The following is a 15,591-nucleotide window of genomic DNA, read 5'->3' on the forward strand; positions in this document are numbered from 1 at the left end:
TCCGCGCTGGCAGCCGGTGGGGCGAAGCCAGCAGTCGCCGGACGGCGCTTCCTGATCCGGAATCTCCAGGCCGCCGCTTTCAGGCGCATCAAGCCACCGCTACCACATCCAGGATGCGCTGGATCACCCGGTCCTGGTCGATACCGGCAGCTTCTGCTTCGAAAGAGAGAATCAGGCGATGCCTCAACACGTCGAAGAGCACCGCTTGGATGTCCTCCGGGCTGACGAAGTCGCGGCCTGCCATCCAGGCATGGGCGCGGGCGCAGCGGTCCAGTGCGATGGAGCCTCGTGGGCTCGCGCCCCAGGCCAGCCACTCGGCAAGCTCGCTGTCGAATTTGGCTGGGGTGCGGGTGGCCATGACCAGGTGCACCAGGTATTCCTCCACCGCGTCGGCCATGTAGAGCCCGAGGATTTCCTTGCGCGCGGCGAAGATCGCCTGCTGGCTGACCTGGTGTTCGGCACGCGTCTCGCCATGCAGTGCCTCGCCGCGGGCCTGCTGGAGAATCTTGCGTTCCACCGACGCGTCCGGGAAGCCGATCCGTACGTGCATCAGGAAACGGTCAAGCTGGGCTTCAGGGAGGGGATAGGTACCTTCCTGCTCGATCGGGTTCTGGGTTGCCATAACCAGGAACAGCGGAGGCAGGGCGTAGGTGGAGCGGCCGATGGATACCTGGCGTTCGGCCATGGCTTCCAGTAGGGCCGACTGCACCTTGGCCGGTGCACGGTTGATCTCGTCCGCGAGCACCAGGTTGTGGAAGATCGGCCCCTGCTGGAAGACGAAACTTCCGTTCTCAGGGCGGTAGATCTCGGTGCCGGTGATGTCAGCCGGCAACAGGTCCGGGGTGAACTGGATGCGATGGAACTCTGCTTCCACGCCGTCGGCCAGATCCTTGATGGCCTTGGTCTTGGCCAGGCCGGGCGCGCCTTCCACCAGCAGGTGGCCGTCGGCAAGCAAAGCGACCAGCAGGCGATCGATGAGTTTTTCCTGACCGAGGATTTGCGTGGAAAGGAAGTTTCGAAGGGTGACTAGCGCTTCACGGTGTTCCATCGATGGACTCGTTGAGCTGGGGAAAAGAGAGCTGTAAGCCCTCCGGTGTTGATGCATAACTTTAATCCAGACCAGGGGAGGCGGCCTAGAAGAGCCTGAATTCAGGCGTTGGTTCCGTGACAGGGCCGGATATTTGGTCTCTTCGCTGGTTCGCTCCAGTGCCTCTGGATGGGCACTTGTACATTGGTATAGGCGGACGCTGATTGAACGAATATGTCGCAGCACCGTAAGCGCGCTGCATTGCTCCCTCGTTAAGCTTTCGCGGCAATGGTGACCGCCGGGTCGCAGTTGTTTCCCGGCGCTTGCCCGGAGCAGGGTCGCACTGCCCGGATCGACCTGTGGCCCTTTCTCCGCCTCTTAAGCGTTCTACGCTTAACCCCAACAAAACGAGCCTAGCGGAGCACAACCATGGCGTTCTTCACGGCGGCCAGCAAAGCCGACTTCCAGCACCAACTGCAAGCGGCCCTGGCGCAGCACGTCAGCGAACAGGCATTGCCACAAGTTTCCCTGTTCGCCGAACAATTCTTCGGCATCATCGCGCTCGACGAGCTGACCCAGCGCCGCATGTCCGACCTGGCCGGCTGCACCCTGTCGTCCTGGCGCCTGCTGGAGCGCTTCGACCCCGCCAGCCCTGAAGTGCGGGTATTCAACCCCGACTACGAGAAACACGGCTGGCAGTCCACCCATACCGCCGTGGAAGTGCTGCACCCCGACATCCCCTTCCTGGTGGACTCGGTGCGCATGGAGCTTAACCGTCGCGGCTATAGCATCCATACCCTGCAGAACAACGTGCTCAGCGTGCGTCGCAATGCCAAGGGCGAACTGCAGGAAGTCCTGCCCAAGGGTACCCAGGGCAAGGATGTGCGCCAGGAAGCGCTGATGTACCTGGAAATCGACCGCTGTGCCAACAACGGTGCCATGAAGACCCTGGAAAAGGCTCTGTTGGAAGTGCTTGGCGAGGTTCGCGTGGCCGTGGCGGACTTCAAGCCGATGAAGGCCAAGGCCCAGGAGCTGCTGGCCTGGCTGGACAAGGCCAAGCTGAAGGTCGATGGCGAAGAGCTGAAGGAAGTGAAGGTGTTCATGGACTGGATCCTGGACGACCATTTCACCTTCCTCGGCTATGAAGAATTCACCGTGGCCGACGACAAGAACGGCGGTCACCTGGTTTATGACGAGAAATCCCTGCTGGGGGTTTCCAGGCTGCGCCGTGCGGGCCTGAAAAAGGACGACGTGCACATCGAGGCCGAGGCGCTGGAGTACCTGCGCGAGCCCAATCTGCTGTCCTTTGCCAAGGCAGCCGAACCGAGTCGCGTGCACCGCCCGGCTTATCCGGACTTCGTCTCCATCCGTGAGCTGGATGCCAAGGGCAAGGTGGTAAAGGAGTGCCGCTTCATGGGCCTCTACACCTCCTCGGTGTACGCCGAAAGCGTCGAGCATATTCCCTACATCCGCCGCAAAGTGGCGGAAATCCAGCGCCGTTCCGGCTTCGATGCCAAGGCTCACCTGGGCAAGGAACTGGCCCAGGTCCTGGAAGTACTGCCGCGTGACGACCTGTTCCAGACCCCGGTGGCCGATCTGTTCACCACCGCCATGTCCATCGTGCAGATGCAGGAACGCAACAAGATCCGCCTGTTCCTGCGCCGTGACCCCTATGGCCGCTTCGCCTATGCGCTGGCCTATGTGCCGCGCGATGTGTACTCCACCGAGACGCGCCTGAAGATCCAGCAGATCCTGATGGATCGCCTGCAGGCCACCGACTGCGAGTTCTGGACCTTCTTCTCCGAATCCGTGCTGGCGCGCGTGCAATTCATCCTGCGCCTGGACCCGAAGATCAAGCTGAACGTCGATATCGCGCTACTGGAGAAGGAAGTCATCCAGGCTTGTCGCTCCTGGAAGGACGATTACGCCAGCCTGGTCAACGAAAGCTTCGGTGAAGGACAGGGCACCCGTGTCCTGGCCGACTTCCCGAAAGGCTTCCCGGCCGGCTATCGCGAGCGCTTCGCCCCGCACTCGGCGGTGGTGGACATGCAGCACCTGCATAGCCTGTCCGACGAGCGCCCGCTGGTGATGAGCTTCTACCAGCCGCTGGTCCAGGGCGAGCAGCAGCTGCACTGCAAGCTCTACCACGCCGACACGCCGCTGGCGCTGTCCGATGTGCTGCCGATCCTGGAGAACCTCGGCCTGCGCGTGCTGGGTGAGTTCCCCTACCGCCTTGCGCGCCAGGACGGCCGCCAGTACTGGATTCACGATTTCGCCTTCACCAGCGCCCTGGGTGATGAGGTGGACCTCCAGGAGCTGAACGACACGCTGCAGGACGCCTTCGTCCATATCGTTGGCGGCCACGCCGAGAACGATGCCTTCAACCGCCTGGTGCTGACTGCCGCCATGCCGTGGCGCGATGTTGCCCTGCTGCGTGCCTATGCGCGCTACCTGAAGCAGATTCGCCTGGGCTTCGACCTGTCCTACATCGCCAGCACCCTGCTGAACCACGCCAACATCGCCAAGGAGCTGGTGCGTCTGTTCAAGACCCGCTTCTACCTGGCGCGCAAGCTGGCGGCAGACGATCTGGAGGACAAGCAGCAGAAACTGGAGCACGCCATCCTCAGTGAGCTGGACAACGTTGCGGTGCTCAACGAAGACCGCATCCTGCGTCGCTACCTGGACCTCATCAAGGCGACCCTGCGCACCAACTTCTACCAGCCCGACGCGGCCGGCCAGAACAAGTCCTACTTCAGCTTCAAGCTGAGCCCGCGCCTGATTCCGGAAATCCCGCGTCCGGTGCCCAAGTTCGAAATCTTCGTCTATTGCCCGCGTGTCGAGGGCGTGCACCTGCGCTTCGGCGATGTGGCCCGTGGCGGCCTGCGCTGGTCCGATCGCGAGGAAGACTTCCGTACCGAGGTGCTGGGCCTGGTGAAGGCACAGCAGGTGAAGAACGCGGTGATCGTGCCCATGGGCGCCAAGGGCGGCTTCATCCCGCGTCGCCTGCCGGTTGGCGGCACCCGTGACGACATCCAGAACGAAGCCATCGCCTGCTACCGCATCTTCATCTCCGGTCTGCTGGACGTCACTGACAACCTGAAGGAAGGCAAGGTGGTGCCACCGGCCAACGTGGTGCGCCACGACGCCGACGACCCCTATCTGGTAGTCGCCGCCGACAAGGGCACCGCGACCTTCTCCGACATCGCCAACGGCATTGCCCAGGACTATGGCTTCTGGCTGGGTGACGCCTTCGCCTCCGGCGGTTCGGCTGGCTACGACCACAAGGGCATGGGCATCACTGCCAAGGGTGGCTGGGTGTCGGTGCAGCGTCACTTCCGCGAACGCGGCATCGATGTTCAGAAGGATCACTTCACCGTGATCGGCATCGGTGACATGGCCGGTGACGTATTCGGCAACGGCCTGCTGCTGTCAGACAAGCTGCAGCTGGTGGCCGCCTTCAACCACATGCACATCTTCATCGACCCGAACCCGGACGCGGCGTCCAGTTTCATCGAGCGCAAGCGCATGTTCGATCTGCCGCGCTCGTCCTGGGCCGACTACGACACCAAGCTGATCTCCGAGGGAGGTGGCATTTTCCTGCGCAGCGCCAAGAGCATCGCCATCAGTCCGCAGATGCAGCAGCGCTTCGAGATCGAGGCCGACAAACTGACCCCGACCGAACTGCTCAATGCTCTGCTCAAAGCTCCGGTCGACCTGCTCTGGAACGGCGGCATCGGCACCTACGTCAAGGCCAGCAGCGAGAGCCATGCCGATGTGGGCGACAAGGCCAACGACGCGCTGCGCGTGGACGGCCGCGAACTGCGCGCCAAGGTGGTGGGCGAGGGCGGCAACCTCGGCATGACCCAACTGGGTCGCGTCGAGTACGGCCTCAATGGCGGCGCCAGCAACACCGACTTCATCGACAATGCCGGCGGCGTGGACTGCTCGGACCATGAGGTCAACATCAAGATCCTGCTCAACGAGATCGTGGCCAACGGCGACATGACCGGCAAACAGCGCAACAAGCTGCTGGCCGAGATGACCGACGACGTGGGCAACCTGGTACTGGGCAACAACTACAAGCAGACCCAGGCGCTGTCCCTGGCACAACGCCGTGCCCGCGAGAAGATTGGCGAGTACAAGCGCCTGGTCGCCGCCCTGGAATCCGCCGGCAAGCTGGATCGCGGCCTGGAGTTCCTGCCTTCGGACGACGAGCTGAACGAGCGTATCGCCAATGGCCAGGGGCTGACCCGTCCCGAGCTGTCGGTGCTGATCTCCTACAGCAAGATCGACCTCAAGGAATCGCTGTTGAAATCGCTGGTGCCGGATGATGACTACCTGGCTCAGGAGATGGAGACTGCATTTCCGGCGCGCCTGGCCGAGACCTTCGGCGAGTCCATGCGCCGCCATCGTCTGAAGCGCGAAATCATCAGCACCCAGATCGCCAACGACCTGGTCAACCACATGGGCATCACCTTCGTGCAGCGTCTGAAGGAGTCCACTGGCATGAGCGCGGCCAACGTGGCTGGCGCCTATGTCGTGGTGCGCGATGTGTTCCGCCTGCCGCATTGGTGGCAGCAGATCGAGGCGCTGGACTACAAGGTGCCGGCCGAGCTGCAGCTGACCCTGATGGATGAGCTGATGCGTCTGGGACGCCGTGCCACCCGTTGGTTCCTGCGCAGCCGTCGTGAAGACCAGAACGCAGCGCGCGACGTGAACCACTTTGCTCCGCGCGTGGAGGCCCTGGCCGGCCGCCTGGACGAGCTTCTCGAAGGCCCGTCCCGCGAGCAGTGGCTCGCACGCTTCCAGTCCTACGTGGAAGCCGGCGCACCCGAGGACCTGGCCCGTGTCGTGGCTGGTACCAGCCACCTCTACACGCTGCTGCCGATCATCGAGGCATCGGATGTCACCGGCAAGGACACCGCCGAAGTGGCTACCGCCTACTTCGCGGTGGGTGGCGCGCTGGATCTGTCCTGGTACCTGCAGCAGATCACCAGCCTGCCGGTGGAAAACAACTGGCAAGCGTTGGCGCGGGAAGCTTTCCGCGACGACCTGGACTGGCAGCAGCGGGCCATCACCATCTCCGTCTTGCAGATGAACGAAGGTCCGGCGGACATCGAGGAGCGTGTGGCTCTGTGGCTGGATCAGCACCGCGCCCTGGTGGAGCGTTGGAAGGCCATGCTGATCGAACTGCGCGCCGCCACAGCTACCGACTACGCCATGTACGCAGTGGCCAACCGCGAGCTCATGGACCTGGCCCAAAGCGGTCAGCACGGCATCTGCATCCCGTGATGACCGTGGCTCCGTAGACTCTTTGTGCTCTCAGCCCCGCTCATGCGGGGCTTTTTTTCGCCCGGAGAATCGCGAGGCCTAGCGATTAACGCCGGTTCTGCGTTTGTTGACACTCCCAATCGGTGGGAGCAATATTTCTAAATCGTACACGATTGCATCGCGCACGATTAAAGTCTCAGGCAAATATCTAGCGAGGAAATCGCCATGATCCATTTCCCCAACGCAGCCCGTCAGTTCGTCGAGTCCGGCATCCCCGGAATCCGTGTTGCCTCCATCTGGGGTGAAAATGGCAACGGTTCGGACTTCATTGAATTCAAGGCTGGCGCCGTCTTCCCGTGCCATGACCACGAAGGCCCGGAGGAAATCCTCGTGCTGTCCGGCCGCATCCGCTTTGGCGACCTGGCTCTCGCGGCGGGTGACTACATGCGGATTGGCCCGGACGAGGAGCATGACGCTGAGGCCCTGGAGGACTCACTGTTCTTCCTCGCTCACCTTGGCGGCGCAATCATCAAGGAATGAGGGGGCAGTAGAAGGGGGCAGGCTGAATTCCTGTCCCTTTCATCTGCCACGAGGCAATACTCTGCGGCACAGTTCCTGCCCCGCGATCCAGAACATTTCTGGTCATTCGGGTATTGGGTAGCCCAATATTCAGCCAGGTTTCAGGTGAGGTTGGATCATTCATTCCGACGCGTTGAGCGGGTCACCTTCGTATGGCCTGCGTGGTCGGTCATAGTCCGGATCATTGGGGGCGTTCGGTTTTTGCCAGCCGTCCGGCTGTTCTTCTTTCCGCTTCAGTTTCGTCTTGCCTGAACTTTTCTCCTCCTGCCCTGGCCTCTAGGTGGCGGAGGAGGTTTCTTGGACGGGCGACCCTCAGGCCAATGCCCGCAGGTATTTCACGACATCCGCTGCGCCGGCCAGGCGAAGGCCTTCGCCGAGGGCGGTAGCATCGGCGTGCTTCTTGGGTAGCAGGATGAATTCCGGGGCTCCGGCATGACGCAGGATGGTCAGGCGGGAATAGGGGATGCCGCCATCCAGCAGCAGGCCCATGAAAGAGGGGTCGCTCCAGGCCTGCACCGGCATGGCCAGGACATGGTAACGGTCGTCCAGCAGATCAAGGCCGCCGTCGTCAATGCGGTAGTCGATGATCTCGGCGGGGAGCGTGGCTTCCAGCTCGCGCAGGCGTGCGTAGGCGATGGAGGCGGCAAACGCTTCGGAATGCTGGTCGCCGTTCCAGAACACTCGCTTGCCGCACCAGTTGGCCCGGAAGAGGCTGATGGGTGAGCCGGCGAGGAAGCGTGGCAACGGCAGGCTGATGGCCTTGATGAAGTCCTTGTAGCTGATGATGCGCACCTTGCGGCTGTGCAGGCCGCTCAGGTAGTCCTCGAAGCTGGCAGTGGGGAGCGGTTCGTTGTCGTGGCCGCAGAAACCATCGACCTGGCGCAGGTCGAAGCTGGAGAGGTGCTGCTCGCTGCGCTTGATCACGCCCACCAGCACGGCATGGGCTTCGGCCTTGTCTTCCTGGACGGGGCCTGACAGCGCGCTGCGCGGCAGTTCCACCAGGCGTTGCAGGGGCGGGCTTGCCTGCCACCAGATGGTTTCCTGGGGGGGCGGCAGTTGCTGGAATGGCAGATGCAGTTGACTGGCGCGTTCGAACACTCGGCGCGACGCTTTACCAAGGCCAAAGCGCTGGGCGATTGCAGCCAGGCGGGCGCTCAGTGGTGGTGGCTGCATCTGACTCATGGCCTGAATACTCCTCGGTCACGGCTGGCAGTGTGGCAGAGGCTTGCCGGCCGCGCGAACCGGGTGTCGGACAATTCCGCTTGGCGGGGAATCAGGGCGAACGGACGGTGTGGCAGAATTCTGCTCTTCATTGTCGAGGACGCCTCCATGCCCAGCGTGGTGCTGGATATTTCCCTGACTGCGGACGAATTCGTCGCAGTCTATCAAGGTCGGGCCAACCGTGTGTTGCTACGTAGTCGCGATGGCCGGAAGGTCAGCCTGCCTGCCCATCATCTGCGCCCACATCTGGGTCACGCCGGGGTTCGTGGCACCTTCGAGCTTGAATTCTCGGCAGATGGCAAGCTCATGAGCCTGCGTCGCCTCGCCTGAAGGGGGCGGCGCAGCTATAATCGCCGGCCCATATCGCCGATCGATGCCCGACCGACCATGTACAAACTGGCCCGCGAGCTGCTCTTTTCCCTGTCCCCGGAAACCTCCCACGAACTCTCCATCGACCTGATCGGAGCCGGTGGCCGACTCGGCCTCAACCGACTGCTGACCAAGGCACCGGCAAGCCTGCCAGTGAAGGTGATGGGGCTGGAGTTCCCCAACCCGGTTGGCCTGGCCGCCGGCCTGGACAAGAACGGTGACGCCATCGACGGCTTCGCCCAGCTTGGCTTCGGCTTCGTCGAGATCGGTACCGTGACGCCGCGCCCGCAGCCGGGCAATCCCAAACCGCGGTTATTCCGTCTGCCCCAGGCCGAAGCCATCATCAACCGCATGGGCTTCAACAACCTGGGCGTCGACCATCTGCTGGCGCGGGTGCATGCCTCCCGGTATGACGGCGTACTGGGCATCAATATCGGCAAGAACTTCGACACCCCGGTAGAGCGGGCGGTGGACGACTACCTGATCTGCCTGGACAAGGTTTACGACCACGCGAGTTATGTGACGGTCAACGTCAGCTCGCCGAACACCCCCGGCCTGCGCAGCCTGCAGTTCGGTGACTCGCTGAAGCAATTGCTGGAGGCCCTGCGCAACCGCCAGGAGGCCCTGGCTGCCCAGTACGGCAAACACGTGCCGCTGGCCATCAAGATCGCCCCGGACATGAGCGACGAGGAAACCGCAATGGTGGCCAAGGCGCTGTTGGAGTCCGGCATGGATGCAGTGATCGCCACCAACACCACCCTCGGCCGCGAAGGCGTCGAAGGGCTGCCGTTCGGCGACGAGGCGGGTGGCCTGTCCGGTGCTCCTGTGCGTGACAAGAGTACCCAGACGGTGAAAGTGCTGGCCGGTGAACTGGGCGGTCGCCTGCCGATCATTGCTGTCGGCGGTATCACCGAGGGGCGTCATGCGGCGGAGAAAATCGCTGCCGGTGCAAGCCTGGTACAGATTTACTCGGGCTTCATCTACAAGGGGCCGGCACTGATTCGCGAGGCGGTGGATGCCATCGCTGGTCTGCCAAGGAACTGAGCACAAATAAAAAGGGCTCCCGCTTGGGAGCCCCTGGGCTTGCGCCCGCCGCCCGGATGGGGCGTGCTTGGTGAAGTCGGTGTGATCCTGTGTCAGCCGACGGCGTGGAGTTCGTTCAGTCGATGAATGCCGGCTGCGCCGGTGAGGCCATCCCAGTTATCGCCACGGCCTTCGCGCCAACCATTGATCCAGGCTTGCCGTGTGGTGGGATGGGTGAAAGGACAAAGATCGCGGGATTTGCCGTTGATGCCGTGCTGATAGCCGCGCAAAAATGCTCGTTCCATCGGATCACGCTTAAGTCTTCTCATAGGGTGTAGCCCTCATTTGTTGACTGTTATGTCCATTGGTTCCAATGGCGGAACCGCGGCAGAAAATGCTCTGCCTTCGACGACGCGTTGCCGGCGTGACGCGCCTTCATCCCGCCGCCATTGCGGCGGCGGGTTAAGCTGAGTTCTAACCAATGCCCTCTGGCCTGTGAATGATCGTTTTGTCATAAGCACGTAACTTGAAGGTGGCAATGGCCATAAGCTGACGGAAACGTTTTTTGCCACTTTTCGGTCTAAGCCCCGTGGCTTCGGGGCTGGCCAGAGCAGTGATGTCGTAGTGCCATTTGGTTTGGCGCGCGAGTCAGACAATTTTTCATTCCGACGAAGGGCCGTTCCGCGACCTTTGGTCACACATTTTCTTACCGCACAGATCAGGTTCTGTGCCGCTGATGGCCTGCAAAGGCCCTGGATTCCACAATGTCGGATCGCTACGAACTTTTTCTCACCTGCCCGAAGAGCCTGGAAGGCCTGCTGGTCGAAGAGGCTACACAACTCGGCTTGCAGGAGGTACGCGAGCAGGTTGCTGCAGTGCGCGGCAAGGCTGACCTGGAAACCGCCTATCGCCTGTGCCTCTGGTCGCGCTTGGCCAACCGAGTGCTGCTGGTGCTCAAGCGCTTCCCGGTACAGAACGCTGAAGATCTCTATCACGGCGTGCTGGCGGTGGACTGGCACGATCATCTGATGCCCAGCGGTAGCCTGGCGGTGGAGTTCAGTGGCCACGGTTCGGGCATCGACAACACGCATTTCGGTGCGCTCAAGGTCAAGGACGCTGTGGTGGACAAGCTGCGCAATGCCGATGGAGTGCGCCCTTCCGTGGACAAGGTGAACCCCGACCTGCGCATCCACCTGCGCCTGGAGAAGGGCGAGGCGATCCTGTCCGTCGACCTGGCCGGCCATAGCCTGCACCAGCGTGGCTATCGCCTGCAGCAGGGGGCCGCACCGCTCAAGGAAAACCTGGCGGCTGCCATTCTGATCCGCTCAGGCTGGCCAAGGATCGCTGCTGAAGGTGGGGCGCTGGCCGACCCCATGTGTGGTGTTGGCACCTTCCTGGTCGAGGCGGCGATGATGGCGGCCGATATTGCGCCCAACCTCAAGCGCGAGCGCTGGGGGTTCACCAACTGGTTGGGCCATGTCCCGGCGCTGTGGAAGAAGCTTCACGAAGAGGCGCGTGACCGCGCAGACGCCGGCCTGGCCAAACCGCCGCTGTGGATTCGTGGGTACGAGGCGGACCCCCGCCTGATCCAGCCTGGGCGCAACAACATCGAACGCGCCGGCCTCAGCAACTGGGTGAAGATTTATCAAGGCGAACTGGCCACCTTCGAGCCGCGCCCGGACCAGAACCAGAAGGGCCTGGTCGTCAGCAATCCGCCCTACGGCGAGCGTCTTGGCGACGAAGCCAGCCTGCTCTATCTCTATCAGAACCTCGGTGAGCGCCTGCGCCAGTCGTGCCTGGGGTGGGAAGCGGCGGTATTCACCGGTGCGCCGGAGCTGGGCAAGCGTATGGGCATCCGTAGCCACAAGCAGTACGCGTTCTGGAACGGCGCCCTGGCGTGCAAGCTCCTGCTGCTCAAGGTGTTGCCGGAACAGTTCGTGACCGGTGATCGTCGGGCGGCCGCGGAGGGCGAGCGTACCTCCGTGCGCGCGGAGCCCGCGCGCCTCTCCGAAGGCGGCCAGATGTTCGCCAATCGATTGCAGAAGAACCTCAAGCAACTGGGCAAGTGGGCGCGCAAGGAGGGTATCCAGTGTTATCGCCTGTATGACGCGGATATGCCCGAGTATGCCCTGGCGGTCGACCTCTATGGTGATTGGGTGCACGTGCAGGAGTACGCACCGCCTCGTTCCATCGACCCTGAGAAGGCTCAGGCGCGCCTGCTCGATGCGCTGGCGGCGATTCCCCAAGCGCTGGACGTGGACCCCTCCCGCGTGGTGGTCAAGCGGCGCGAGCGCCAGAGTGGAACCCGCCAGTACGAGCGCCAGGGCAGCGAAGGGCGCTTCATGGAGGTGAGTGAAGGTGGCGTGAAGCTACTTGTGAACCTCACCGACTACCTGGACACCGGCCTGTTCCTCGACCATCGCCCGATGCGCATGCGCATCCAGCGCGAGGCCGACGGTAAACGTTTCCTCAACCTCTTCTGCTACACCGCCACGGCAAGCGTTCATGCGGCCAAGGGTGGCGCGCGTAGCACCACCAGCGTGGACTTGTCGAAGACCTACCTCGACTGGGCGCGGCGCAACCTGTCGTTGAATGGTTTCTCCGACAAGCACCGGTTGCAGCAGGGCGACGTGATGGCCTGGCTGGCAGAAGATCGCGGGGAGTACGACATGATCTTCATTGACCCGCCGACCTTCTCCAACTCCAAGCGCATGGAAGGGGTGTTCGACGTTCAACGTGACCATGTCCAGTTGCTGGACCTGGCCATGGCGCGGCTGGCGCCAGGTGGCGTTCTGTATTTCTCCAATAACTTCCGCAAGTTCCAACTGGATGAGGGCCTTGTGTCCCGCTACGCGGTCAGCGAGATCAGCGCCGAAACCCTGGACCCGGATTTCGCCCGCAATGCAAAGATCCACCGCGCCTGGCGCCTGACCACCCGTTGATTCAGCTCGGGTCGCCAGGGACTGAGTTCCGGGATCGGACTTTCACCTTGAGTGGCCCTCGCGGCGCGGCAGTACCTGTCGGGTCAAGGGGGCCTATACCGATCCGGCATGGTGCATGACGGCCCGGTAAATCCCGTTGGACCTGGCTCGGGTGCAACGGGAAATTTCTTTACCGCCGTGCCGCTCCCACTACAACGCCCTCCTGGCAGTCCTCCGAAACGCTCTCCTTCGTTGCTTCCAGCCAGCTCCGGCTGTCCGGCGTTTGTCGTGGGCGGTCGGCCTGCCCCCGCTTGCGCCTAGGCAAAGTGCCACTACCTAGCTATGTTCATCCTCACAGGGACGGTATTTCCACACCCAGATTCGAGAAGTGAGCATGCAGTCGCTTGCGACGGAAAAACTGAACCTGTCGGCTTTGCTGTCCGGCCGCCCCCTGGTGTGGCTGGTTTGCCTGCTGGCCGTATTCGGCGGTGCTGCGCTCACCCTCCTGCTCAGTCAGGCAGTGCGCAGCGCCGAAGAGGAACAGCTGCGAGAGCGCTTCAGCCTCGCTGCCACCGAGCGAATCAGCCGCATTCAAGAGCGTCTGGACGGTCAACTCAAGGAGTTGGATGCTGTCCAGCGTTTCTTCGGCAATTCCGATGAAGTCACCCTCAGCGAATTCCAGGGCTTCGTCGGTCCGCTGTTGGGCGACACGCTTGCCTACTCCTGGGTACCTCGAATTGTCGGGGGCGAGCGCGAGAGCTTCGAATCCAAGGGGCGGGCGGAAGGTATGACCGGTTTCGCCATACGTGACCTGAAGGGCGACGGCCTCGTACCCAGCCCGACACGCGACGAATACTTCCCGGTTTATTACAGCGTGACGTCGCGCATCGACCAGGTGCCGCTGGGGATGGACCTGAATTCCAGTCCACAGCGACGAGCCGCCATCGCCAAGGCGCGTAAGACGCACAGCGTGACCGTCACTGAGCGGTTGCGGGTGAGGGGTGTCGTGGAGCGCGAAGCCAGCGGCGTGGTCATGCTGGCGCCGGTGTATGACGGCAATCTGCCGAAGGACTCCGGCCTGCGCGGCTTCGTGGCATCGGTGGTCAGCCTCAACCTGGAGATGGAAGCGGCTATCGCGCCGGACAACCTGGCGAACCTGGCGATGCGGGTGAGCGACGTTAGTGAGGATGGCCGTGAACAGCTGATCTACCAGAGCGCCGAGGTGCCCGAGAGCGACTTGTACCTGCGCCGCGTGGTGCCGTTTGGCGACCGCCGGTATCTGTTGGAAGTGGTGCCGAGTGCTGCCTTCCTGGCCGGGCCGCCGCTCTCTACCGCCAAGCTGGTAGCGATCAGCGGCCTGGCGTTCACCCTGCTGCTGGCGGGCTATCTCCTGCTGATGGTCAACCAGCGGCAGAACGCCCTGGCCCTTGTGGCACAGCGCACGATGGAGCTACGCGACCGGGAGATCGAGCTGCAGCTAAGCGAAGAACGCTGGAGCTTCGCCCTGGATGGCGCCGGGCACGGAGTCTGGGATTGGGAGCCGCAGAGTGGGCGAATATTTCTCTCTCGCGGCTGGAAGAGCATGCTCGGTTATGCCGAGGAGGATGTAGGCGACAGCCTGGAGGCGCGAGCTCGCCTGATCCACCCCCAGGACCAGCCTCAGGCGCGGGCAGAGCTGGAACGGCACCTGCGAGGTGCCAGCACCGTCTACCAGAGCCAACATCGCATGCTGCACAAGGACGGTCGCTGGCTCTGGATACTGGATCGGGGCAAGGTGGTCGATCGGGACGCCGCCGGCATGCCCCTGCGGATGATCGGCACCCAGACCGACATCAGTTCCAGCAAGGCGGTGGAACTCCAGCTGGCCATGGCTCACGGGCAGTTGCGCAGCCTGCTCAATGCCGCGACGCAGGTGGCCATCATCAGTACCGACATGCGCGGTTCCATCCTCCAGTTCAACGTCGGCGCCGAGCGCATGTTCGGTTATCGCGCGCTGGAGATGATTGGCCGGCATCCGGTGGTGCTGCATGTCGAAAGCGAAGTGGAAGCGCGCTGCCGCGAGCTGGGACGACAACTCGGCAAGCCGGTTCCCGACTACCAGGCCTATGTGGAAGAGGTGACTGCTGGCGACCGCTACGACGAGCACGAGTGGACATTCCAGCGCCGCGATGGCAGCCGGCTGACTTGTAGCCTGATCCTGACCGGCGTACGTGACGAACGCGATGTGCTGGTGGGCTACCTCGGCGTGGCAATCGATGTGACCGAACGCAAGCATGTACAGCAGGCGCTTGAGGCGCGCGATCGTCTGCTGGAGAAACTCAGCGCACGCGTGCCCGGTGTGCTCTATCAGTTCCGCATGGAGCCGGGCGAGCATTTCAGCTTTCCCTACACCAGCGCTGGAATCCTCGAAGTCTTCGAAGTCGAATCGGAAAGGGTACGGGACGATGCGATGTGGCTGTTGGAGCGCATTCATCCTGATGACCTTGAACGGGTCCAGGGTTCGATCCGGCGTTCAGCGGCAGCCCTCGCACCATGGCGCGAAGACTTCCGGGTGTTGTTGCCGCGCAAGGGCCTGCGTTGGCTGCGGGGGGAATCGGTACCCGAGCGTGGCGAGGATGGTGTTTTCCTGTGGCACGGCTACATCACCGACATCACTGGCCTCAAGCTGGTGGAGCAGGAGTTGCGCGCGCTCTCGGTCACCGACGCCCTGACGGGTGTCTATAACCGGCGTTACTTCCAGGAGCGGCTGGACCTGGAAATCGCCAGGGCCGAACGCCGCGAAGGTCCGCTGGCGCTTGTGATGCTCGATGTCGACCACTTCAAGCAGATCAACGATTGCCATGGGCACGAGGCCGGTGACCGGGTACTCAAGACCCTGTGCATGCGGGTTGGCGAGCGTCTGCGACGCATCGACGTGCTCTGCCGGCTGGGTGGCGAGGAGTTCGTCGTGCTCTGCCCGGATACGAATGTCGACCAGGCCTTCCAGGTGGCCCAGGCACTGTGGCAGGCGCTGTCACGGGAGAACATAGCGGGCGTGGGGCCGGTAACGGCCAGTTTCGGGTGCGCCGGCTGGCGTGAAGGGGAGACTGCGGATGACTTGCTGCGTCGGGTTGATGCTGCGGTGTACGCGGCCAAGGAGGCAGGGCGCAATCGGATCCAGATAGCCGACTGACGAGTTGG

Annotated in this window: 9 protein-coding genes; 6 read left to right on the top strand and 3 right to left on the bottom strand. The window is 62.8% G+C overall.

The genetic code is table 11. The features are described 5' to 3' along the window. Positions 1–88: 88 nt before the first annotated feature. Positions 89–1,048: an AAA family ATPase gene (locus SA496_RS07910; RefSeq protein ID WP_120651717.1), complete on the bottom strand. Its 960-nt coding sequence runs from the start codon at positions 1,046–1,048 to the stop codon at positions 89–91. Between the two features lie 408 nt (positions 1,049–1,456). On the opposite strand from SA496_RS07910, the gene SA496_RS07915 reads away from it, so the two are divergent. Further along, a complete protein-coding gene (locus SA496_RS07915; RefSeq protein WP_153921063.1) occupies positions 1,457–6,319 on the top strand; it encodes an NAD-glutamate dehydrogenase in 4,863 nt (1,620 codons plus the stop codon). Positions 6,320–6,523: 204 nt separating this feature from the next. Further along, positions 6,524–6,838 (top strand): cupin domain-containing protein, encoded by a 315-nt coding sequence (locus SA496_RS07920; protein ID WP_120651715.1) that lies wholly within the window; start codon positions 6,524–6,526, stop codon positions 6,836–6,838. A 351-nt stretch (positions 6,839–7,189) separates the two neighbouring features. Here the strand turns inward: SA496_RS07920 and SA496_RS07925 are convergent, their stop codons facing one another. Then, positions 7,190–8,059, bottom strand: a complete 870-nt coding sequence (locus SA496_RS07925; RefSeq protein ID WP_120651714.1) for a DUF6685 family protein — start codon at positions 8,057–8,059, stop codon at positions 7,190–7,192. Positions 8,060–8,206: 147 nt separating this feature from the next. Between SA496_RS07925 and SA496_RS07930 the strand changes: the two genes are divergently transcribed. Both SA496_RS07930 and SA496_RS07935 read left to right on the top strand, forming a co-directional pair. Next, entirely contained in the window at positions 8,207–8,428 is a 222-nt protein-coding gene (locus tag SA496_RS07930) for a DUF2835 domain-containing protein (protein ID WP_120651713.1), read from the top strand. Positions 8,429–8,485: 57 nt separating this feature from the next. Continuing rightward, the gene (locus SA496_RS07935) at positions 8,486–9,511 is read left to right on the top strand and encodes a quinone-dependent dihydroorotate dehydrogenase (RefSeq protein ID WP_120651712.1); all 1,026 of its coding nucleotides are present in this window, start codon (positions 8,486–8,488) and stop codon (positions 9,509–9,511) included. Positions 9,512–9,603: 92 nt separating this feature from the next. On the opposite strand, the gene rmf is transcribed toward SA496_RS07935, so the two are convergent. Beyond that, positions 9,604–9,819, bottom strand: a complete 216-nt coding sequence (gene rmf / locus SA496_RS07940; RefSeq protein WP_120651711.1) for a ribosome modulation factor — start codon at positions 9,817–9,819, stop codon at positions 9,604–9,606. 435 nt (positions 9,820–10,254) lie between these two features. On the opposite strand from rmf, the gene rlmKL reads away from it, so the two are divergent. Both rlmKL and SA496_RS07950 read left to right on the top strand, forming a co-directional pair. Beyond that, positions 10,255–12,432 carry a bifunctional 23S rRNA (guanine(2069)-N(7))-methyltransferase RlmK/23S rRNA (guanine(2445)-N(2))-methyltransferase RlmL gene (rlmKL, locus tag SA496_RS07945; protein ID WP_120651710.1) on the top strand — a complete coding sequence of 726 codons (2,178 nt, stop codon included), beginning with the start codon at positions 10,255–10,257 and terminating at the stop codon, positions 12,430–12,432. Between the two features lie 373 nt (positions 12,433–12,805). Further along, positions 12,806–15,583 (top strand): sensor domain-containing diguanylate cyclase, encoded by a 2,778-nt coding sequence (locus SA496_RS07950; protein ID WP_330115245.1) that lies wholly within the window; start codon positions 12,806–12,808, stop codon positions 15,581–15,583. The last annotated feature ends 8 nt before the right edge of the window (positions 15,584–15,591 follow it).

Origin of the sequence: Pseudomonas sp. JS3066 (genome assembly GCF_036328175.1) — a bacterium.
In the GTDB taxonomy this organism is placed as follows: domain Bacteria; phylum Pseudomonadota; class Gammaproteobacteria; order Pseudomonadales; family Pseudomonadaceae; genus Metapseudomonas.

What these genes read in the sequence shown, in the direction of transcription:
- SA496_RS07910 (WP_120651717.1), bottom strand. Translation starts at nt 1,048, where the DNA reads ATGGAACACCGTGAAGCGCTAGTCACCCTTCGAAACTTCCTTTCCACG.
- SA496_RS07915 (WP_153921063.1), top strand. Translation starts at nt 1,457, where the DNA reads ATGGCGTTCTTCACGGCGGCCAGCAAAGCCGACTTCCAGCACCAACTG.
- SA496_RS07920 (WP_120651715.1), top strand. Translation starts at nt 6,524, where the DNA reads ATGATCCATTTCCCCAACGCAGCCCGTCAGTTCGTCGAGTCCGGCATC.
- SA496_RS07925 (WP_120651714.1), bottom strand. Translation starts at nt 8,059, where the DNA reads ATGAGTCAGATGCAGCCACCACCACTGAGCGCCCGCCTGGCTGCAATC.
- SA496_RS07930 (WP_120651713.1), top strand. Translation starts at nt 8,207, where the DNA reads ATGCCCAGCGTGGTGCTGGATATTTCCCTGACTGCGGACGAATTCGTC.
- SA496_RS07935 (WP_120651712.1), top strand. Translation starts at nt 8,486, where the DNA reads ATGTACAAACTGGCCCGCGAGCTGCTCTTTTCCCTGTCCCCGGAAACC.
- rmf (WP_120651711.1), bottom strand. Translation starts at nt 9,819, where the DNA reads ATGAGAAGACTTAAGCGTGATCCGATGGAACGAGCATTTTTGCGCGGC.
- rlmKL (WP_120651710.1), top strand. Translation starts at nt 10,255, where the DNA reads ATGTCGGATCGCTACGAACTTTTTCTCACCTGCCCGAAGAGCCTGGAA.
- SA496_RS07950 (WP_330115245.1), top strand. Translation starts at nt 12,806, where the DNA reads ATGCAGTCGCTTGCGACGGAAAAACTGAACCTGTCGGCTTTGCTGTCC.